The organism is Micromonospora sp. HM134, from assembly GCF_007833915.1.
Taxonomy (GTDB): Bacteria; Actinomycetota; Actinomycetes; order Mycobacteriales; family Micromonosporaceae; genus Micromonospora; species Micromonospora wenchangensis.
Genome location: NZ_CP041061.1, coordinates 4,232,183 through 4,248,776 on the forward strand (window position 1 = coordinate 4,232,183; position 16,594 = coordinate 4,248,776).

Consider the following 16,594-nt stretch of genomic DNA (forward strand, 5'->3'; position numbering starts at 1 on the left):
CTTTCGGGCTATGCTGCCGACGGGCGCACGACTGCGGAGGAGATGGGCATGGCGGAGGACCGGGCGACGCTGTCGGAGATCGCGACCGCCGCGGGGGTGTCCGTGCCCACCGTCTCGAAGGTGCTCAACGGTCGACCCGACGTCGCCCCGGCGACCCGGCGTCGGATCCAGGACCTGCTCGACCGGCGGTCGTACACCGCCCGCCGGGCGCCGTCGATGCCCGGCGCGGCCGGCCTCATCGACCTGGTCTTCCGGGACCTCGGCAGCCCCTGGGCGATGCAGATCCTCGACGGCGTCGAGGAACTGGCCTACCGGGCGGGCGTCGGGGTGGTCGTCTCCGCCGTGCACGGCCGCAGCCGCACCCGCCCCGACCGACGGTGGATCGAACAACTCTCCAAGCGCCGCTGCGACGGGGTGCTGCTCGTGCTCTCCGACCTGTCCCCCAGCCAGCAGGGTCAGCTCGACGAGCTGGGCATCCCGGTGGTCATCATCGACCCGGCCGGTCAGCCCGGCGCGGGCATCCCGTCGGTGGGGGCGACGAACTGGTCCGGCGGGGTGGCCGCCGCCGAACACCTGCTCGACCTGGGTCACCACCGGATCGCGGTGATCGGCGGCCCGCCGACGGTGCCGTGCAGCCGCGCCCGGGTCGACGGGTACCGGGCCGCGATGAACGCGGCCAACCGCAAGATCCCCGCCGGGTACGTCCGGCACGGCGACTTCACCTCCCCGTCGGGCTACCGGGAGATGAACGCCCTGCTGGACCTCGCCCAGCCGCCCACCGCCGTGTTCGCCTGCGCCGACGAGATGGCCCTGGGCGCCTACGAGGCGCTCTACGAGCGCGGCGCGCGGGTCCCCGACGACATCAGCATCGTCGGCTTCGACGACCTCGACTCGGCCCGCTGGGCGGCCCCGCCGCTGACCACCGTGCGTCAGCCGCTGGCCGAGATGGCCGGCATGGCGACCCGGATGCTGCTCTCCCTGGTGGCCGGGGAGGGGCTGGACAGCCACCGGATCGAGCTGGCCACCCCGCTGATCGTGCGGCACAGCACCCGCCGGCTGGCCTGACCGGCGGGGCTGTCCACCCCGGCGGCCTTCCCCGCCAGGGCGGGAGCGGGACCGTCCGGGGCACCGGTCGTGGGGTCAGCGCGGCAAGGAACGGGCCAGCCGGAAGCCGACGTCGTCGATCCGCAACGTCGGGTGGCTGCGGCGGCGTACCGAGGCGCGGCAGCTCCAGTGCTCGTCGAACCAGCCGCCCCCGCGCAGCACCCGGTAGCCGCCGTACACCTCGGCGTCGTAGACGTCCCAGCACCACTCCCAGACGTTGCCGAGCAGGTCGTACAGGCCCCACGGGTTGGCGGCGCGGTCGGCCACCGGGTGCGGCCGTTCCCCGGAGTTGTCCCGGTACCAGGCGATCTCGTCGAGCGGGCCGTACCGGGGACCGGTGGTGCCGGCCCGGCAGGCGTACTCCCACTCGGCCTCGGTCGGCAGCCGGTAACCGTCGGCGCCCGGGTCCCAGTCCGCGCCCTCACCGTCGTCGTGCAACCGGTACGCCGGGGTCAGCCCCTCCTGCCGGGACAGCGCGACGCAGAAGCGCACGGCGTCCACCCAGGACACCCCCTCGACGGGCAGCCGGTCGCCCCGGGTGCTGCTCGGCCGTTCCCCGGTGACCCGGGCGTACCACCCCTGGGTGACCGGGACGACGCCGAGCCGGTACGCCGCCACCCCGACCGACCAGCGCCGCCGGGTACGCCGGTCGGACAGGGTCACCTGCCCCGCCGCGACGGTCACCATCGCGGTCAGCGCGTCGTCGTCCACGGCCGCCGAGCCTACCGAGGGCGGGCGGCGCAGCCGGGACGGGCCACGGTGCCGGTCAGCCGACGGCCGCCGCCGCGGCACGACCGGCGGTGCGGCCGGAGAAGAGGCAGCCGCCGAGGAAGGTGCCCTCCAGGGCGCTGTAGCCGTGCATGCCCCCACCCCCGAAGCCGGCCACCTCGCCGGCCGCGTACACCCCGGCCAGCGGTTCGCCGTCGGGGCGCAGCACCCGGGCGGACAGGTCGGTGTGCAGCCCGCCGAGGCTCTTGCGGGTGAGCACGTGCAGTTGCACCGCGATCAGCGGGCCGGCCGCCGGGTCGAGCAGCCGGTGCGGGGTGGCGACCCGGATCAGCCGGTCACCCCGGTAGCGGCGGGCCCCCCGGATCGCGGCGAGCTGGGCGTCCTTGCCGAACGGGTGGGCGATCTCCCGGTCGCGCGCCTCGACGAGGCGGGTCAGCTCGGTCGCGTCGAGCTGCGGCCCGTCGGTCTCGGCGGCCAGCTTGTTCATGCCGGCCACCAGCTCGGGCAGGGTGTCGGCGACGACGAAGTCGGCCCCGTGCCGCTTGAACGCCTCGACCGGGCCGGGCGCGCCCGGCCGGACGCGTTGCAGCACCTGCCGGACGCTGCGGTTGGTGAGGTCCGGGTTCTGCTCGGAGCCCGACAGCGCGAACTCCTTCTCGATGATCCTCTGGGTGAGCAGGAACCAGCTGTAGTCGTGGCCGGTGGCGCGCAGGTGCCGCAGGGTGGCCAGGGTGTCGAAGCCGGGGAACAGCGGCGCCGGCAGCCGGGCCCCGGTGGCGTCGAGCCAGAGCGAGGACGGGCCGGGCAGGATGCGGATGCCGTGCCCCGGCCAGATCGGGTCCCAGTTGCGCAGCCCCTCGGTGTAGTGCCACATCCGGTCCGGGTTGATCACCTGCCCGCCGGCGGTCTCGGTGATGGCGAGCATCCGGCCGTCGACGTGGGCGGGGACGCCGGTGACCATCCGGGTGGGCGGGGTGCCGAGCCGGGCCGGCCAGGCCCGCCGGACGAGGTCGTGGTTGCCGCCGATGCCGCCCGAGGTGATGATCACGGCCTGGGCGTCGTGCTGGAAGTCGCCGACGACCTCCCGGGAGCTGCTCTGCCCCCGGGGCGCGTCGTCGGGGGCGAGCAGCGCGCCGCGTACCCCGGTGACGGCTCCTGCGGTGGTGACGAGTTCGTCGACCCGGTGCCGGAACAGCAGCGTCACCCGGCCCTGCGCGACGGCCTGCCGGACCCGCCTGGCGAACGGCTCGACCACGCCGGGGCCGGTGCCCCAGGTGACGTGGAACCGGGGCACCGAGTTGCCGTGCCCGTGGGCCGCTCCCCCGCCCCGCTCGGCCCAGCTCACCACGGGGAACACCCGGTGGCCCATCGACCGCAGCCAGGCCCGCTTCTCCCCGGCGGCGAAGTGCACGTACGCCTGCGCCCATTGGCGCGGCCAGTGGTCCTCGGGCCGGTCGAAGGCGGCGCTGCCGGTCCAGTCCTGCCAGGCCAGCTCGACCGAGTCGCGGATGCCCATCCGCCGCTGCTCGGGCGAGTCGACGAAGAACAGCCCGCCGAACGACCAGAACGCCTGCCCGCCGAGGTTGTGCTCCGACTCCTGGTCCAGCAGCAGCACCCGGCGGCCCGCGTCGGCGGCCTCGGCGGCGGCGACCAGGCCGGCCAGGCCGGCGCCGATCACGATGACATCCGTCTCCATGCGCCGACCCTAGGTAGCTTGATGCCAAAATGATCCATGCCGGGGCGCAGTATTCACCCCCGGAATTGTCACCCGGATGACAAAGGATGGCCGGTCGTGTCGGACGCCCTGCTCGACATCGAGCCCGGTCTCGCCGGTCTCGCGCCGTCGGTCGGCGACCACCTGCGGGAGCTGCGCGGGCCGCTGCACGGGCGGATCCTCGCCACCGTCCGGGCCGCGATGGCCGCCCAGGGCCGGTCGCTGACCGGTGGGCAGGGTCAGGGCCTGGCGCTGGGCGTGCAGACGGCCGTCGACACCTTCGTCGACGCGGTCGCCGACCCGGGCCGGGAACTGACCGGGACCCGGGAGGTGTTCCACGCCCTGGGCCGCACCGAGTACCGCGAGGGGCACCGGGTGGACGCGCTGCGGACCGTGCTCACCCTCGGGGCCCGCGACATCTGGGCCTTCCTGGTGGAACACGCCGCCGCGCAGACCGGGCCCGCCGGCCCGGCCCCGGCCGACCTGTACGTGATCGCCGGGGCGCTGTTCGGCTACGTCGACGCGCTGGCCGGGGCCGCCGCCGAGGGGTTCCTCGCCGAACAGCGCGACACCGCCCAGGACTGGGCCACCACCCGACGCCGCCTGGTCACCCTCCTGGTGCAGCCCGACCCGCCGGCCGGGGCGGTGCTGCACGCCGCCGCCGACGCGGCCCGCTGGCCGTTGCCGGCGACCGTGGCCGTGGTCAGCGTCGACGGCACCGACGCCGAGCACGTGGCCCGGAGCATCGGCGCGGGCGCGCTGGCCGCCGTCGTCGGCGACGCCATCCGGGTGGTGCTGCCCGATCCCGGTACGCCGGGACGGCTCGACCGGGCCCGGCAGGCCCTGGTCGGGCGGCGGGCCGCGCTCGGGCCGACGGTGCGGCGGCAGCGGGCGCGGTTGTCGTACCGGCTGTCCCGCCGGGCGCTGGCCCTGCACCAGCTCGGTGCGCTCGGCCCCGACCCGGTGGTGTCCTGCGACGACCACCTGCTCACCCTGCTCACCGCGTGGGAGCCGGGCCTGGCCGGGCACCTCGCCGGGACGGTGCTGGCCCCGCTGGCCGGGCTGCGGCCGACCACCCGCCGGGCCCTGGCCGAGACCCTGCGCGGCTGGCTGCGCCGGCAGGGGCAGGTGGTCGCCGTCGCCGAGGACCTGCACACCCACCCGCAGACGGTCCGCTACCGGATGCGGCAACTGCGCGGCCTGTTCGGCACGGCCCTCGACGACCCGGACGCCCGTCTCCTGCTGACCCTCGCCCTGCACCAGCATCCGACCGGTGAGCCGGATCGTTCCGGCGACGGTTGAACCATGTGATCACGAAATACGAACCACTGTGCGTGCGTACCACCCGTTCCGCCGTGCTGCTGGGGTTCCTCCTCGCGCTGCTGTCCGTACCGCTGGCCCCGGCGACCCCGGCCGCCGCCCACGCCGCGCTGGTCGCCACCAGCCCGGTCCGCGACGCGGTGATCGGCTCCCCACCCGGGGAGGTGGTGCTGGTCTTCAGCGAGTCGGTCTCCCCGGTCGTCGGCCGGGTGCAGGTGCTCGGCCCGGACGGGCGGCGGGTCACCGCCGGGGAGCCGGTCGCGGACGGGGCCACCCTGCGCATCCCGGTGCGGGTGCCGGACCGGCCGCTCGGCACCTACCTGGTCAGCTACCGGGTGATCTCGGCCGACAGCCACCCGGTCGCCGGCAGCTTCGCCTACTCGGCCGGTGCGCCGTCGGCGACGCCCCCGGAGCCGGTCAGCGTGGACGAGCGCCCCTCCGGCGGGTGGACCCCCGCCGCCCGGTACGTCGGCTACCTGGGCCTGGTGCTGGCGGTCGGCCCCACCCTGTTCGGCGCGGCGCGCTGGCCCCGCCGTCGCCGCCGCCGCGCGGTGACCGCCACCGGGCACGTCGGCCTGGCCCTGGTGGCCGTGGGCACCGCCGGGACGTGGGTGGCGCAGGCCGCGGACATGGTCGGGGTGCCGGTCGGCGACCTGTCGCGCGGCGACCTGACGGCGGTGGCGGGCAGCGACGTCGGCCCGGTGCTCGGCGCTCGGCTGGCGCTGGCCGGGATCGCCGCCGGGCTGCTGACGGCGGTGGCCGGCGGACGGGCCGGGCGCGGCCGGCGGGCGGCGCTGGCGGTGGTGGGCCTGGCCGGGCTGCTCACCTGGCCGCTGGCCGGGCACCCGGTGGCCTCGCCGCTGCCGCCGGTGAGCATCCTCGCCGACGTGGTGCACCTGGCCGGGATGAGCGTGTGGCTGGGCGGGCTGTTCACCCTGGCGGTGTTCCTGCTGCCCGGCACCCACCGGCGGGTGCTGGGCCGGGTGCTGCCGGCCTGGTCGCGGTGGGCGACCGTCGCGGTGGGCTGGCTGGTCGCCTCCGGCGTCGGGCAGGCCGCGATCGAACTCGGCCGGCCCGGCGCGCTGGTCGGCACCGCGTACGGTCGGCTGCTCTGCGCGAAGGCGGCGCTGCTCGCCGCCGTGCTCGGCGTCGCGGCCTGGCAGCGGCGGATGGTGCGCGACGGCCGGGCCGCCGACCGGCCGGGCCGGGTCGCCCGGGCCGCCGGGGTGGAACTCGCCGCCACGGCGGTGGTGCTGGCGCTGACCGCCGTGCTGGTGCAGACCCCGCCCGGCCGGACCGCCGACACCGAGGCCGCCCGCGCCACCCGCGAGGGCGTCGCGCAGACCCTCACCAGCGGCACCTACACCCTCCAGTTCGACATCTACCCGGTACGGGTGGGGGTGCCGAACTCGCTGCACGCGTACGTCTACACCCCGCAGGGGCAGCCGCTGCCGGTGGCCCAGTGGACGGTCAGCCTCGCCCTGCCGGCGGCCGGGATCGAACCGATGACCGTGCCGGTGGACACCCCGGAGCCGCACCACGGCAGTGCCGAGATCAGCCTGCCGGCGCGCGGGGACTGGACGATCCGGTTCACCGTCCGCACCAGCGACATCGACCAGGCCACCGTCACCGCCACCGTCCCGGTCCGCTGACCGGCCGGGGCTCCCGGCGTGCCGGGAGCGTCGCCGGTCGGTGCCGGGCCCCGGCCGGGGCGGGCCGACCAGGCGATCCGCTAGCCTGCATCGGCCCGGGTGTCCCCGGGCGGAGGGAGGACACCATGAGCACACACCCGTCCCGGGACGTCGCGCAGGAGCGGGACGCCGCCGATCCGCTCGCCGGCCTGCGGGACCGGTTCGTGGTGGACGACCTGCTCTACCTCGACGGCAACTCGCTGGGCCGGCTGCCGGCCGCCACCGGAGACCACCTGGCCGGTCTGGTCCGCGACGGCTGGGGCACCGAACTGGTCCGCAGCTGGCCGACCTGGATCGAGTGGCCGCGCCGCCTCGGTGACCGGATCGCCGCCCACGCGCTGGGCGCCCGCGACGGCGAGGTAATCGTCTCCGACTCGACCTCGGTCAACCTCTACAAGCTGGCCGCCGCCGCCCTCGACGCCCGACCGGGCCGGCGGACGATCCTGGCCGACGCCGAGGAGTTCCCCACCGACCGCTACCTGCTGGAGGGGCTGGCCGCCCAGCGCGGGCACACCCTGCGGCTGCTCCCCTCCGACGTCGACGAGGGGCTGGACCAGGCCACCCTGGCGGCGGCGCTGACCGAGGACGTGGCGCTGGTGGTGCTGTCGGCGGTGTCGTACCGCTGCGGGGCCCTGCTGGACGTCGCGGCGGTGACCGAGGCGGCCCGCCGGGTCGGCGCGCTGGTGCTGTGGGACCTGTCGCACGCGGTCGGCTCGGTGCCGCTGGACCTGACCGCCGCCGGTGCCGACCTCGCCGTCGGCTGCACCTACAAGTACCTCAACGGCGGCCCCGGCGCGCCGGCCTTCCTCTACGTGCGGCGGGAGTTGCAGGAGGCGCTGCGGCAGCCGATCTGGGGCTGGTTCGGCCAGCGCGACCAGTTCCGGATGGGTGCCGGTTACGATCCCGCGCCCGGCCCGGAGCGGTTCCTGGTGGGCACCCCGCCGGTGCTCGGGATGGCCGCCCTCGACCCGGCCCTGGACGTGCTGGCCGACGCCGGGATGGACCGGGTCCGGGAGAAGTCGGTACGACTCGGCGAGCTGATCATCGAACTGGCCGACGCCTGGCTCGTCCCGCACGGCTTCCGGCTCGCCTCGCCCCGCGACCCGGACCGGCGCGGCGGGCACGTGTCGCTGTACCACCCGGAGGCGCTGCAGATCTCCCGCGCCCTGGTCGACGCCGGGGTGGTCGGCGACTACCGGGTGCCGGACCGGCTGCGGCTCGGCCCGGCGGCGCTCTACACCCGGCACGTCGACGTGTGGGACGCGATGGACCGGCTGCGGGACATCGCCGAGCGGCGGGCCTGGACCGAGGTGCCGGCGGAGCCGTCCCGGGTCACCTGAGCCGATCCGGGCAGATCCCGGATTCCCCCCGCGTCGCCGCCGACTTCGTACCAGCATGTCGGGCGGGGGTGTGCCGTGGAGGTCCTGGTCCTGATCGTGGTGCTGGCCGCCACCGTGCTGGTCGGCACCACCATCGGCGGCCGGTACCGGGTGGCGCCGCCGGTGCTGCTGATCACCATGGGCGGCCTGCTGGCGCTGCTGCCGCCGCTGTCGGACGTGGTGCTCGAACCCGAGGTGGTGCTGCTGCTCTTCCTGCCCGCCGTGCTCTACCGGGAGAGCCTGGTGATCAGCCTGCGGGAGATCCGGTCGAACCTGCTGGTGATCGCCTCACTGGCGGTGGCGCTGGTGGTGGTGACCATGGTGGCGGTGGCGCTGGTCGCCAAGGCACTGGGGATGAGCCCGCAGGCGGCCTGGGTGCTGGGCGCGGTGCTCGCCCCCACCGACGCGGCGGCGGTGGCCGGCCTGGCGAAACGGATGCCCCGCCGCATCCTGACCACGTTGCGGGCGGAGAGCCTGGTCAACGACGGCACCGCGCTGGTGCTGTTCTCGGTGACGGTCGGGTTGATCGTCGGCGGCACCGCGCCGGGGGTGCTCGGGTTCCTGGGCCGGTTCGTCGGCTCGGCCGGTGGTGGGATCGCCGCCGGGCTGGCGGTCGGGCTGGTGGTGGTGCTGATCCGCCGCCGGTTGGACGACCCGCTGCGCGAGGGCGCGCTGAGCGTGCTCACCCCGTTCGCCGCGTTCCTGCTCGCCGAGGTGGTGCACGCCAGCGGGGTGCTCGCCGTCGTGGTGGCCGGGCTGCTGCTCTCGTACGCCGGGCCGAGGGTGATCCGGGCCCGGTCCCGGCTGCTCGCGTACGCCTTCTGGGACCTGTCCACCTTCCTGATCAACGGTGCCCTCTTCGTGCTGCTGGGGATGCAGATCCCCCGGGCGGTGAACCACGTGACCAGCACCTCGATCGTGCGCTCGGTGGCGATCGCCGCCTCGGTCACCCTGATGGTGGTGGTCGTCCGGCTGGTGTGGCTGCAACTGTTCTCGTACGGCCTGCCGGTGGTGGGTCGGGGTGGCGGGGTGAGCCGGCGGGTCCGGGTGGCGGCCGGCTGGGCGGGTTTCCGGGGCGCGGTGTCGCTGGCCGCCGCCCTCGCCGTGCCGGTGACCACGGCCACCACGCACGCGCCGGTACCGGAACGGGATCTGATCATCTTCTGCACCGCCGTGGCGATCGTGTCGATCATGCTGGTGCAGGGCACCACCCTGCCGGCGGTGGCCCGCTGGGCCGGCCTGCGGGGCGACGAGTCGCGTGGGGACGAGGTGCGGCACGCCCGCCGCCGGGCCACCGAGGTGGCGTTGACGGCGCTGCCGGGCGTCGCCGCCGACCTCGACGTCGACCAGGAGGCGGTGGACCGGCTGCGCGCGGACTACCAGCGGCATCTGGACCTGGTGACGGCGACCGGCGGCGGCGACGAGGCCGACCGGGCACAGGAGTCGGACACCCGGCTGCGGCTGGGGGTGCTGGAACACAAGCGCCGCGAGGTGACCCGGCTGCGCGACAACAACGAGATCGACGACAGCGTGCTGCGCGAGGTACAGGCGGCGCTGGACATCGAGGAGGTCCGCCTCCTCGGCCCCCAGACCGAGGACTGACGCCACGCCTCCAGAGCCGCTGACGGATGCGGAGGGTAGGCAACCGGACACTTCCTGTGCTCAACGCTGGGTGTACCGTCCGAAGTGGCAGCCACCGGGCGCGGCTGGCGGCTGCCCGTTGCGTTGGCGGGAGAGGGCATGACCGTACCGACGGTGGGTGAGCGGCTCGCGGAGATCCGTCGTGAGTCGAGGCTGACCCAGGAGCAGCTCGCCGAGCGGTCGGGTGTCAGCGTCGAGGTGATCCGGAAGCTGGAGCAGGGCAGCCGGGGCGCGACCCGCCTCGACACGCTGCATGCGCTGGCCCGCGCGTCGGGGGTGCCGACATCCGCGCTGTTGGGCGACGCGTCGCAGGCCGCCGCGCGGGGGGAGCCGAATCATCGCCAGTTGTCGTTGGCGGAGATCCGGCGGGTGGTGGCCCCGGTCCGGGGGATCGACGGTGCTCCACTCGTCGTGCCGGCGGAGGAGCCGCCCGACCTCGCCACGTTGCGACGGAACCTGCACGCCGCCGATCGGGTCTACCACGCCGGTGACTACGCGCTCGCGTTGCGGGTGGTGCCGCCGTTGTTGGTGAACGTGCGCGCCGCCGTCGGCCTTGCCGGGGACCAGCGACAGGACGAGGCGCACGACCTGCTGGCCCGCGCCCAGCATCTGGCGGGTGGCCTGCTGATCCAACTGCGGGCCGACGATCTGGCGCAGACCGCGCTGTCGGGGGCGCTCGACGCCGCGCAGCGTGCCGGCGATCGGGTGGTGGCGGCGACCGTCATCCGGACGATGTGCTGGCTGTTGATGCGCCAGGGCCGCATCGGAGAGTCGGCCGACCTGGCGGTGGCCACCGCCGACGAGGTGGAGCCGCGATTGTCGCGGGCGACTCCGGCCGAGCTGGCCGCCTGGGGATGGCTGCTGCTGAGCGCCGCTGCCGCGCAGGCCCGGGACAACCGGCCGGACGAGGTGGCCGACCTGATCGGCGTCGCCGCTGCCGCCGCAGCTCGGATCGGTGAGCGGGTGCCGTCGTCGGATCATCTGATGCTGGTGGGCGGATTCGACGACGCCAAGGTGCAGATGCAACGGGCGGAGGCGGCGGCCGTGGCGGGGGACGCGGGCCGGGTACTGGAGTTGTCAGCGCTGGTGCCACCCGTCCCCACCATCAGCGCGTCGGCGTGGCGACGGCACCGGCTCGACCTGGCCTGGGCGCTTGCGCAGCTACGACGCTACGGGAAGGCGACCACGGTGTTGACGCAGTTGCGCGACACCTCACCCACCTGGTTACGGCAGCAGCGGTACGCGCGGGACATCGTGGACACCATCGCCACAGGTCGCCGTCGGGCCATGACGAACGAATTGGCGGCCCTGGCTGAGCTGATGGGCGGCGCCCGCTGACTGGTACGGCGCGTCCGAGTCGGTGCGAGGCGATCTTCGGATCGCACCTTTCGCACCTGTCTGATCACCCTCGGTAGCGCCAGCCTGTGTTTCGGTGGCCGACTCGTTGAAGTCGGTAGCCGGGGCCGGGCACAGCGGCGACGTTTCTTCGAGAACGTCCCGCCATGCCCCCTATCGATGGAGGTGGGCATGCGGGACCAGGATGACAAGCCGGGGGCGAGCCGGAGCGAGCAGTTGGAGGAGGCTGAGCGGGAGGCGGCGCGGCGACGAATTCTCGCGCAGGCGGAGGCCGAGCGGATACCGGTGGAGGAGACCACGCGGGCCGTACCCGACCGGCAGTGGCGTCGTGGACAGTAGCGGGCTGTTGCCGGTGGGGCGGCGGATGTCACGCGTATCCGGACGACCCTCTCCCGGTACGACATCCCGCTGGCCCGCCCGGCGGGCGGCCGACCGGTGTTGCCGGTCGGGGTGGGTTGAGGGGTCCGCCGCAGGTGGGACGGCACCCACCCCCCGGCGGGCACCAGCGCATTGACAGTCGCATATGTGCGGAGTTACGGTGCGCCAGGAAAGCGCTTTCACGCCTGTTCCCACCTCCATCCCCCGTCCCCGGAGGTTCATCCGCCATGCGCACGAAGCGCCTCCGCCCGCTCGCCGTCACCGTCGCGGCGCTCACCGCCGTGCTGCTCGCCCTCACCCAGTTCGGCGGCGCGCGGGTGGCCCACGCCGCCCCGTTGTTCAGCGACGACTTCTCCGACGGCGACCTGGCCGGCTGGTCGAGATCCGGCGGCACCTGGTCGGTGGTCTCCGACGGCAGCCCGGCGTTGCAGCAGGCCAAGGCCGACACCGACAACGCCCGCCTCTTCGCCGGCAGCTCGTCCTGGGCCGACCAGGTCGTCCAGGCCCGGGTCAAGCCGCTCACCCTGCCCGGCAACGGCCTGGTCGCACTGCTGGCCCGCGCCGGCGGCGCGACCAGTTACTACCGGCTCGCCCTGCTCCCCGGCGACCAGGTCCGGTTGGAAGCGGTCCGCAGCGGCACGGTCAGCCCGCTGGGCGTGGTGACCCACCCGGTGACGACGGGCACCTGGTACACCCTGCGCATCGAGGTCGCCGGGACGGCGGTACGCGGCTGGGTGGACGGCATCCCCGTCGGCTCCGGCACCGGCACCCTCACCGCGACCGGCCGGATCGGTGTGCAGACCGGCCACGCCACGGCCCGCTTCGACGATGTGGTGGTCACCAGCGGCGGCAGCACGCCGACCAGTGCACCGCCGTCCCCCACCCCGACGGTCACGCCGACCACCGCGCCGCCGACGTCCACCCCGACCGGCACGCCGCCGGCCGACCGGTCCTCGGTGGTCGCCCCGGACGGCAGCGGGGACTTCACCAGCGTGCAGGCGGCGGTGGACGCGGTGCCGACGGGCAACTCCAGTCGGTACACCATCACCATCAGGCCGGGCACCTACCGGGAGACGGTGTCGGTCCCGGCCGGCAAGCCGTACGTGTCGTTCGTCGGGTCGACCGGGAACGCCCGGGACGTGGTGATCGTCTACGACAACGCCTCCGGCACCCCGAAGCCCGGCGGTGGCACGTACGGCACGTCGGGCAGCGCCTCGGTGACCATCGACGGCAACGACTTCACCGCCCGGCACCTGACCTTCGCCAACGACTTCGACGAGGCGGCGCACGACTACAGCGCCGAGCAGGCGGTGGCCGTGCTGACCCGGGCCGACCGGCTGGTCTTCGACGACGTGCGGTTCCTCGGCAACCAGGACACGCTCTACCACAACAGCGCCTCCGTCGACGCGGTCGGCCGGGCGTACTTCCGGGACTGCTACGTCGAGGGCGACGTGGACTTCGTCTTCGGCCGGGGCACCGGGGTCTTCGACGGCTGCGAGATCCGCTCGCTCGACCGGGGCTCGACCGGCAACAACGGGTACGTCACCGCCGCCTCCACGATGATCGGCAACCCGTACGGCCTGCTCTTCACCGGCTGTGCCCTGACCACGGACACGGCGGCGGCGCAGAGTGTGCACCTCGGCCGGCCGTGGCACCCGGGCGGGGACGTCAACGCGATCGGTCAGGTGGTGTTCCGCGACAGCGTGCTCGGCGCGCACGTGAAGGACTCCCCCTGGACCGACATGTCCGGCTTCTCGTGGCGCGACGCCCGGTTCGCCGAGTACCGCAACGGCGGACCCGGGTCGACGGTCACCGCCGACCGGCCGCAGCTGACCGACGAGCAGGCCCCGACCTACACCCCGCAGCGCTACCTGGCCGGCGTCGACGGCTGGAATCCGATCCCCTGACGGTCCGCGCCGCCGCCGGCCACGACCCGCCGGTGGCCGGCGGCGCGACCCCGTCGACGGCCGGGCATTTACATTTAACAAACTTAACTGATAACCTCCCCGCCATCGACGAGGAGGTATGTCATGCGACTTCGACCTGGGACGACGGCCATCCTGGCCGGTGCGGTGCTGCTCGCCGCCGCGCTGCCCGCCGCGAACGGGCTCGCCGCGCCGACCACCGCCACCGCCGGCACCACCCTGGCGGCCTGCTCCGCACCGGCCTGGGCCGAGGGCGTCAGCTACCCGGCGGGCACCCGGGTCAGCTACCTCGGCCGCCTCTACGAATCGCTGGTGACCCACACCCCGCCGGCCGGCGCCGGCTGGAACCCGGCCGCCGTCCCGGCGCTCTGGCGTGACCTCGGCGTCTGCACCGGGACGCCGTCGCCGACCCCCACCGCCACGCCCACCCGTCCCCCGTCCCCGACTCCCACCGCCACCCCCGGCACGACCACGCCGCCGCCCGACGGCACGGGCTGCGCGCTGAAGCCCCGGCCGGCCGGCAAGGTGCTCCAGGGCTACTGGGAGAACTGGGACGGCGCGACCAACGGCGTCCACCCGCCGCTGGGCTGGATTCCGATCACCGACGCCCGGATCACCGGACACGGCTACAACGTGGTCACCGCCGCCTTCCCGGTGATCCGCGCCGACGGCACGGTGCTCTGGGAGGACGGCATGGACGCCACCGTCAAGGTGCCCACCCCGACCGAGATGTGCCAGGCCAAGGCTGCGGGGCTGACCCTGCTGCTGTCGATCGGCGGCGCCACCGCCGGCATCGACCTCGGCTCGGCGGCCGTCGCGGACCGGTTCGTCGCCACCGTCGTGCCGATCCTCAAGCGGTACCACTTCGACGGCATCGACATCGACATCGAGACCGGGCTGACCGGCAGCGGCGACATCACCCGGCTGTCCACCTCGCAGGCCAACCTGATCCGCATCATCGACGGCGTGCTGGCCCAGATGCCGGCGGGCTTCGGCCTCACCATGGCCCCGGAGACCGCGTACGTCACCGGCGGCAGCGTCACCTACGGCTCGATCTGGGGCGCGTACCTGCCGATCATCAAGCGGTACGTCGACAACGGACGGCTCTGGTGGCTGAACATGCAGTACTACAACGGCAGCATGTACGGCTGCGCCGGTGACTCGTACGCCGCCGGGACGGTGCAGGGGTTCACCGCCCAGACCGACTGCCTCGACGCCGGCCTGGTCGTCCAGGGCACCACCATCCGGGTCCCGTACGACAGGCAGGTGCCCGGCCTGCCCGCGCAACCCGGCGCCGGCGGTGGCTACCTCGCGCCGACCTCGGTGGCGCAGGCGTGGAACACCTACCGGGGCGGCCTGAAGGGGCTGATGACCTGGTCGGTGAACTGGGACGGGTCCAAGGGCTGGACGTTCGGCGACAACGTCCGCACCCTCCAGGGCCGCTGAACCCGGCCGTGCCCCCGCCGGTGCGGGCGGGGGCACGGCCGGTCAGCTGGCTCAGAGCCGGGCACCCACGTCGACGCCGCTGGCGGGGCGCAGGAAGGCCGAGGTCGGGATGGACCCGTCGGCGGCCCGGGGGCCGGTGATGGTCGACGGGTCGGTGCTGGCCAACGGCCAGGTGCCGCCGAGGTTCCAGGAGTTGTCGGTCCCGGTCGAGGAGCCGGGCGACACGTCCGGGGAGTTGCCGACCGCGAGGTTGCGGCTGAGCCGGGAGGTGGAGCGGGAGACGTCGAAGCCGGCCTTGCCGTTGCGCCACGCGGTGTTGCGCTCGAAGAGCAGCGTCCCGGGGTTGCCGTTGTCGATGAAGCCGCCGGCCGAGTTGCCCCAGGCCATGCTGTTGCGGGTGACGTGGTCGACGGCGGGGCGGGGATCGTTGCCGCCGCCGTGCTTGAAGCCGTTGCCGTCCCCGGCGTAGTCGGGCAGGTTCCAGTAGTTGTAGCCGTTGTCGTAGGCGACGCTGTCCTCGATCAGGATCGGCGACAGGAACAGCCAGGCGTCGAACCCGTCGTCGGAGTTACGCCACAGCCGCGCGCCGCGCACCACGTTGCCGCTGCCCGAGCCCTCCTTGATGGCCAGCCCGTCGGCGCTCTCGCCGTTCTTGCGGGGGTCCCGGTTGCCGTAGCTGTCCAGGTCGACGATCCGGTTGCCGCCGGACGCGCCCTGCAGGTGCAGCCCGGACTCGTAGTTGTCCCGGGTGACCAGGCGCTCGTAGCTGCCGTTGTCGGTGTCCACCCCGAAGATCCCGTACGGGCCGTGGATGATCTCCAGGCCGACGAACCGCCACCAGTCGCCCTCGACGTGCAGCGCGCCCCGGTCGGCGCGGGGGATGCTGGAGCCCACCGCGCCCGGCGTGTACGGCATGTTCTCGCCGTCGATGACCACCTTCTCCCCCGGGTAGTTCATGAGGGTGATCGGGTGGTCCGCCGTGCCGTCCTTGAGGATCCTGATGGTGCTGGTCGGCGCGTAGGTGCCGCCGCGTACCGCGATGGTGGTGCCGGGTTCGGCCAGGTCGTGCGCGCGTTGGATGGTGCGCAGCGGCCGGGCCGTCGTGCCCGGGTTGGTGTCGTCGCCGTCGGTGGCGACCACCAGCACGACGGCCCCGGGCGGTTCGGTCGTCGGTGGCGGGGTCACGGGTGGCGTGGTGGGCGGCGGCGTGACCGACGGGGTGGGGCTCGGCGGCGGGGTGTGTGTGGGGGCCGGCGGCGTGGTGGGCGCGATGCCGCCGTCGCGGACCAGGACGTCGTCGAACGTGGCCGACGAGGACACGGTCTGCAACCCGATCCGGCCGGCGGCGACCAGCGGGCTGGTGGCCTGCCCGACGGGGACGCCGTCGACGCTGCCCCGCACGGTGCCGCCGGTGACCTCGACGGCGAGGGTGTACCAGACGCCGGTGGTCACGGTGCGGGTGGCGCTGGCGAGCACGGTGACGGCGCTGCCGTTGACCGCCTGCAACTGCACCCGGTCACCGGGCAGCAGCGCCAGCCGGTAGTAGCGCGTCGCCCCGGACGCGCGGGCCAGCAGCCCGACGTGGCCGCCGGGGCCGAGGCCGAGCGGCTTCACCCGGGCCTGGACGGTGTAGTCGGTCCAGCCGGTGCTGCCGGCGAAGAGCCGGGCGTTTGCGCTGCCCGCGTCGGACTGTCGCAGGGCCGGGGAGCCGTCGGTGACGACGCCCCAGTTCCCACCCGACCGGGACCAGCCGGCGGTGTCGCCGTCGGTGAAGTCGTCGCTGAACATGGTGGCGGCCGAGGCGGTGGTGGCCGGTCCGGCCAGGAGTGCGACGGTGGCGGTGAGCACGGCGGCGAGCAGTGGGGCCAGCCGGCGATGCGGGGACGGGCGCATGGGCGTACCTCCGGCGGG

General features: G+C 74.5%; 12 protein-coding genes. 9 read left to right on the forward strand and 3 right to left on the reverse strand.

What is annotated here, in order from left to right; genetic code table 11:
* Positions 1-48: 48 nt before the first annotated feature.
* On the forward strand, positions 49-1,065 hold the full coding sequence (locus FJK98_RS18170; RefSeq protein ID WP_145920081.1) for a LacI family DNA-binding transcriptional regulator: 1,017 nt from the start codon (positions 49-51) through the stop codon (positions 1,063-1,065).
* A gap of 75 nt (positions 1,066-1,140) precedes the next feature.
* Here FJK98_RS18170 and FJK98_RS18175 read toward each other — a convergent pair whose 3' ends face one another.
* Positions 1,141-1,791, reverse strand: coding sequence for a formylglycine-generating enzyme family protein (locus tag FJK98_RS18175; RefSeq protein WP_145922850.1), 651 nt, complete (start codon positions 1,789-1,791; stop codon positions 1,141-1,143).
* Between the two features lie 79 nt (positions 1,792-1,870).
* Complete coding sequence (locus FJK98_RS18180; protein ID WP_145920082.1) at positions 1,871-3,529, reverse strand: FAD-binding dehydrogenase; 1,659 nt, start codon at positions 3,527-3,529, stop codon at positions 1,871-1,873.
* Positions 3,530-3,625: 96 nt separating this feature from the next.
* Here FJK98_RS18180 and FJK98_RS18185 point away from each other — a divergent pair, with 96 nt between their 5' ends.
* The 8 genes from FJK98_RS18185 (at position 3,626) to FJK98_RS18215 (ending at position 14,683) form a co-directional block, all read left to right on the forward strand.
* Complete coding sequence (locus FJK98_RS18185; RefSeq protein WP_145920083.1) at positions 3,626-4,849, forward strand: CdaR family transcriptional regulator; 1,224 nt, start codon at positions 3,626-3,628, stop codon at positions 4,847-4,849.
* 32 nt (positions 4,850-4,881) lie between these two features.
* Positions 4,882-6,519, forward strand: coding sequence for a copper resistance protein CopC (locus FJK98_RS18190; RefSeq protein ID WP_240762125.1), 1,638 nt, complete (start codon positions 4,882-4,884; stop codon positions 6,517-6,519).
* 125 nt (positions 6,520-6,644) lie between these two features.
* Complete coding sequence (gene kynU / locus FJK98_RS18195) at positions 6,645-7,898, forward strand: kynureninase (protein ID WP_145920084.1); 1,254 nt, start codon at positions 6,645-6,647, stop codon at positions 7,896-7,898.
* Positions 7,899-7,973: 75 nt separating this feature from the next.
* Positions 7,974-9,539, forward strand: a complete 1,566-nt coding sequence (locus FJK98_RS18200; RefSeq protein ID WP_145920085.1) for a Na+/H+ antiporter — start codon at positions 7,974-7,976, stop codon at positions 9,537-9,539.
* 138 nt (positions 9,540-9,677) lie between these two features.
* Positions 9,678-10,916, forward strand: coding sequence for a helix-turn-helix domain-containing protein (locus FJK98_RS18205; RefSeq protein WP_145920086.1), 1,239 nt, complete (start codon positions 9,678-9,680; stop codon positions 10,914-10,916).
* A 189-nt stretch (positions 10,917-11,105) separates the two neighbouring features.
* Complete coding sequence (locus FJK98_RS33265) at positions 11,106-11,273, forward strand: hypothetical protein (RefSeq protein ID WP_168222501.1); 168 nt, start codon at positions 11,106-11,108, stop codon at positions 11,271-11,273.
* 266 nt (positions 11,274-11,539) lie between these two features.
* On the forward strand, positions 11,540-13,219 hold the full coding sequence (locus tag FJK98_RS33635) for a pectinesterase family protein (RefSeq protein WP_205789036.1): 1,680 nt from the start codon (positions 11,540-11,542) through the stop codon (positions 13,217-13,219).
* Positions 13,220-13,342: 123 nt separating this feature from the next.
* The gene (locus tag FJK98_RS18215) at positions 13,343-14,683 is read left to right on the forward strand and encodes a glycosyl hydrolase family 18 protein (RefSeq protein ID WP_145920087.1); all 1,341 of its coding nucleotides are present in this window, start codon (positions 13,343-13,345) and stop codon (positions 14,681-14,683) included.
* A 51-nt stretch (positions 14,684-14,734) separates the two neighbouring features.
* On the opposite strand, the gene FJK98_RS18220 is transcribed toward FJK98_RS18215, so the two are convergent.
* Positions 14,735-16,576 carry a LamG-like jellyroll fold domain-containing protein gene (locus tag FJK98_RS18220; RefSeq protein WP_168222502.1) on the reverse strand — a complete coding sequence of 614 codons (1,842 nt, stop codon included), beginning with the start codon at positions 16,574-16,576 and terminating at the stop codon, positions 14,735-14,737.
* Between the last annotated feature and the right edge of the window lie 18 nt (positions 16,577-16,594).

What these genes read in the sequence shown, in the direction of transcription:
- kynU (WP_145920084.1), top strand. Translation starts at nt 6,645, where the DNA reads ATGAGCACACACCCGTCCCGGGACGTCGCGCAGGAGCGGGACGCCGCC.
- FJK98_RS33265 (WP_168222501.1), top strand. Translation starts at nt 11,106, where the DNA reads ATGCGGGACCAGGATGACAAGCCGGGGGCGAGCCGGAGCGAGCAGTTG.
- FJK98_RS18220 (WP_168222502.1), bottom strand. Translation starts at nt 16,576, where the DNA reads ATGCGCCCGTCCCCGCATCGCCGGCTGGCCCCACTGCTCGCCGCCGTG.
- FJK98_RS18180 (WP_145920082.1), bottom strand. Translation starts at nt 3,529, where the DNA reads ATGGAGACGGATGTCATCGTGATCGGCGCCGGCCTGGCCGGCCTGGTC.
- FJK98_RS18215 (WP_145920087.1), top strand. Translation starts at nt 13,343, where the DNA reads ATGCGACTTCGACCTGGGACGACGGCCATCCTGGCCGGTGCGGTGCTG.
- FJK98_RS18205 (WP_145920086.1), top strand. Translation starts at nt 9,678, where the DNA reads ATGACCGTACCGACGGTGGGTGAGCGGCTCGCGGAGATCCGTCGTGAG.
- FJK98_RS18175 (WP_145922850.1), bottom strand. Translation starts at nt 1,791, where the DNA reads ATGGTGACCGTCGCGGCGGGGCAGGTGACCCTGTCCGACCGGCGTACC.
- FJK98_RS33635 (WP_205789036.1), top strand. Translation starts at nt 11,540, where the DNA reads ATGCGCACGAAGCGCCTCCGCCCGCTCGCCGTCACCGTCGCGGCGCTC.
- FJK98_RS18170 (WP_145920081.1), top strand. Translation starts at nt 49, where the DNA reads ATGGCGGAGGACCGGGCGACGCTGTCGGAGATCGCGACCGCCGCGGGG.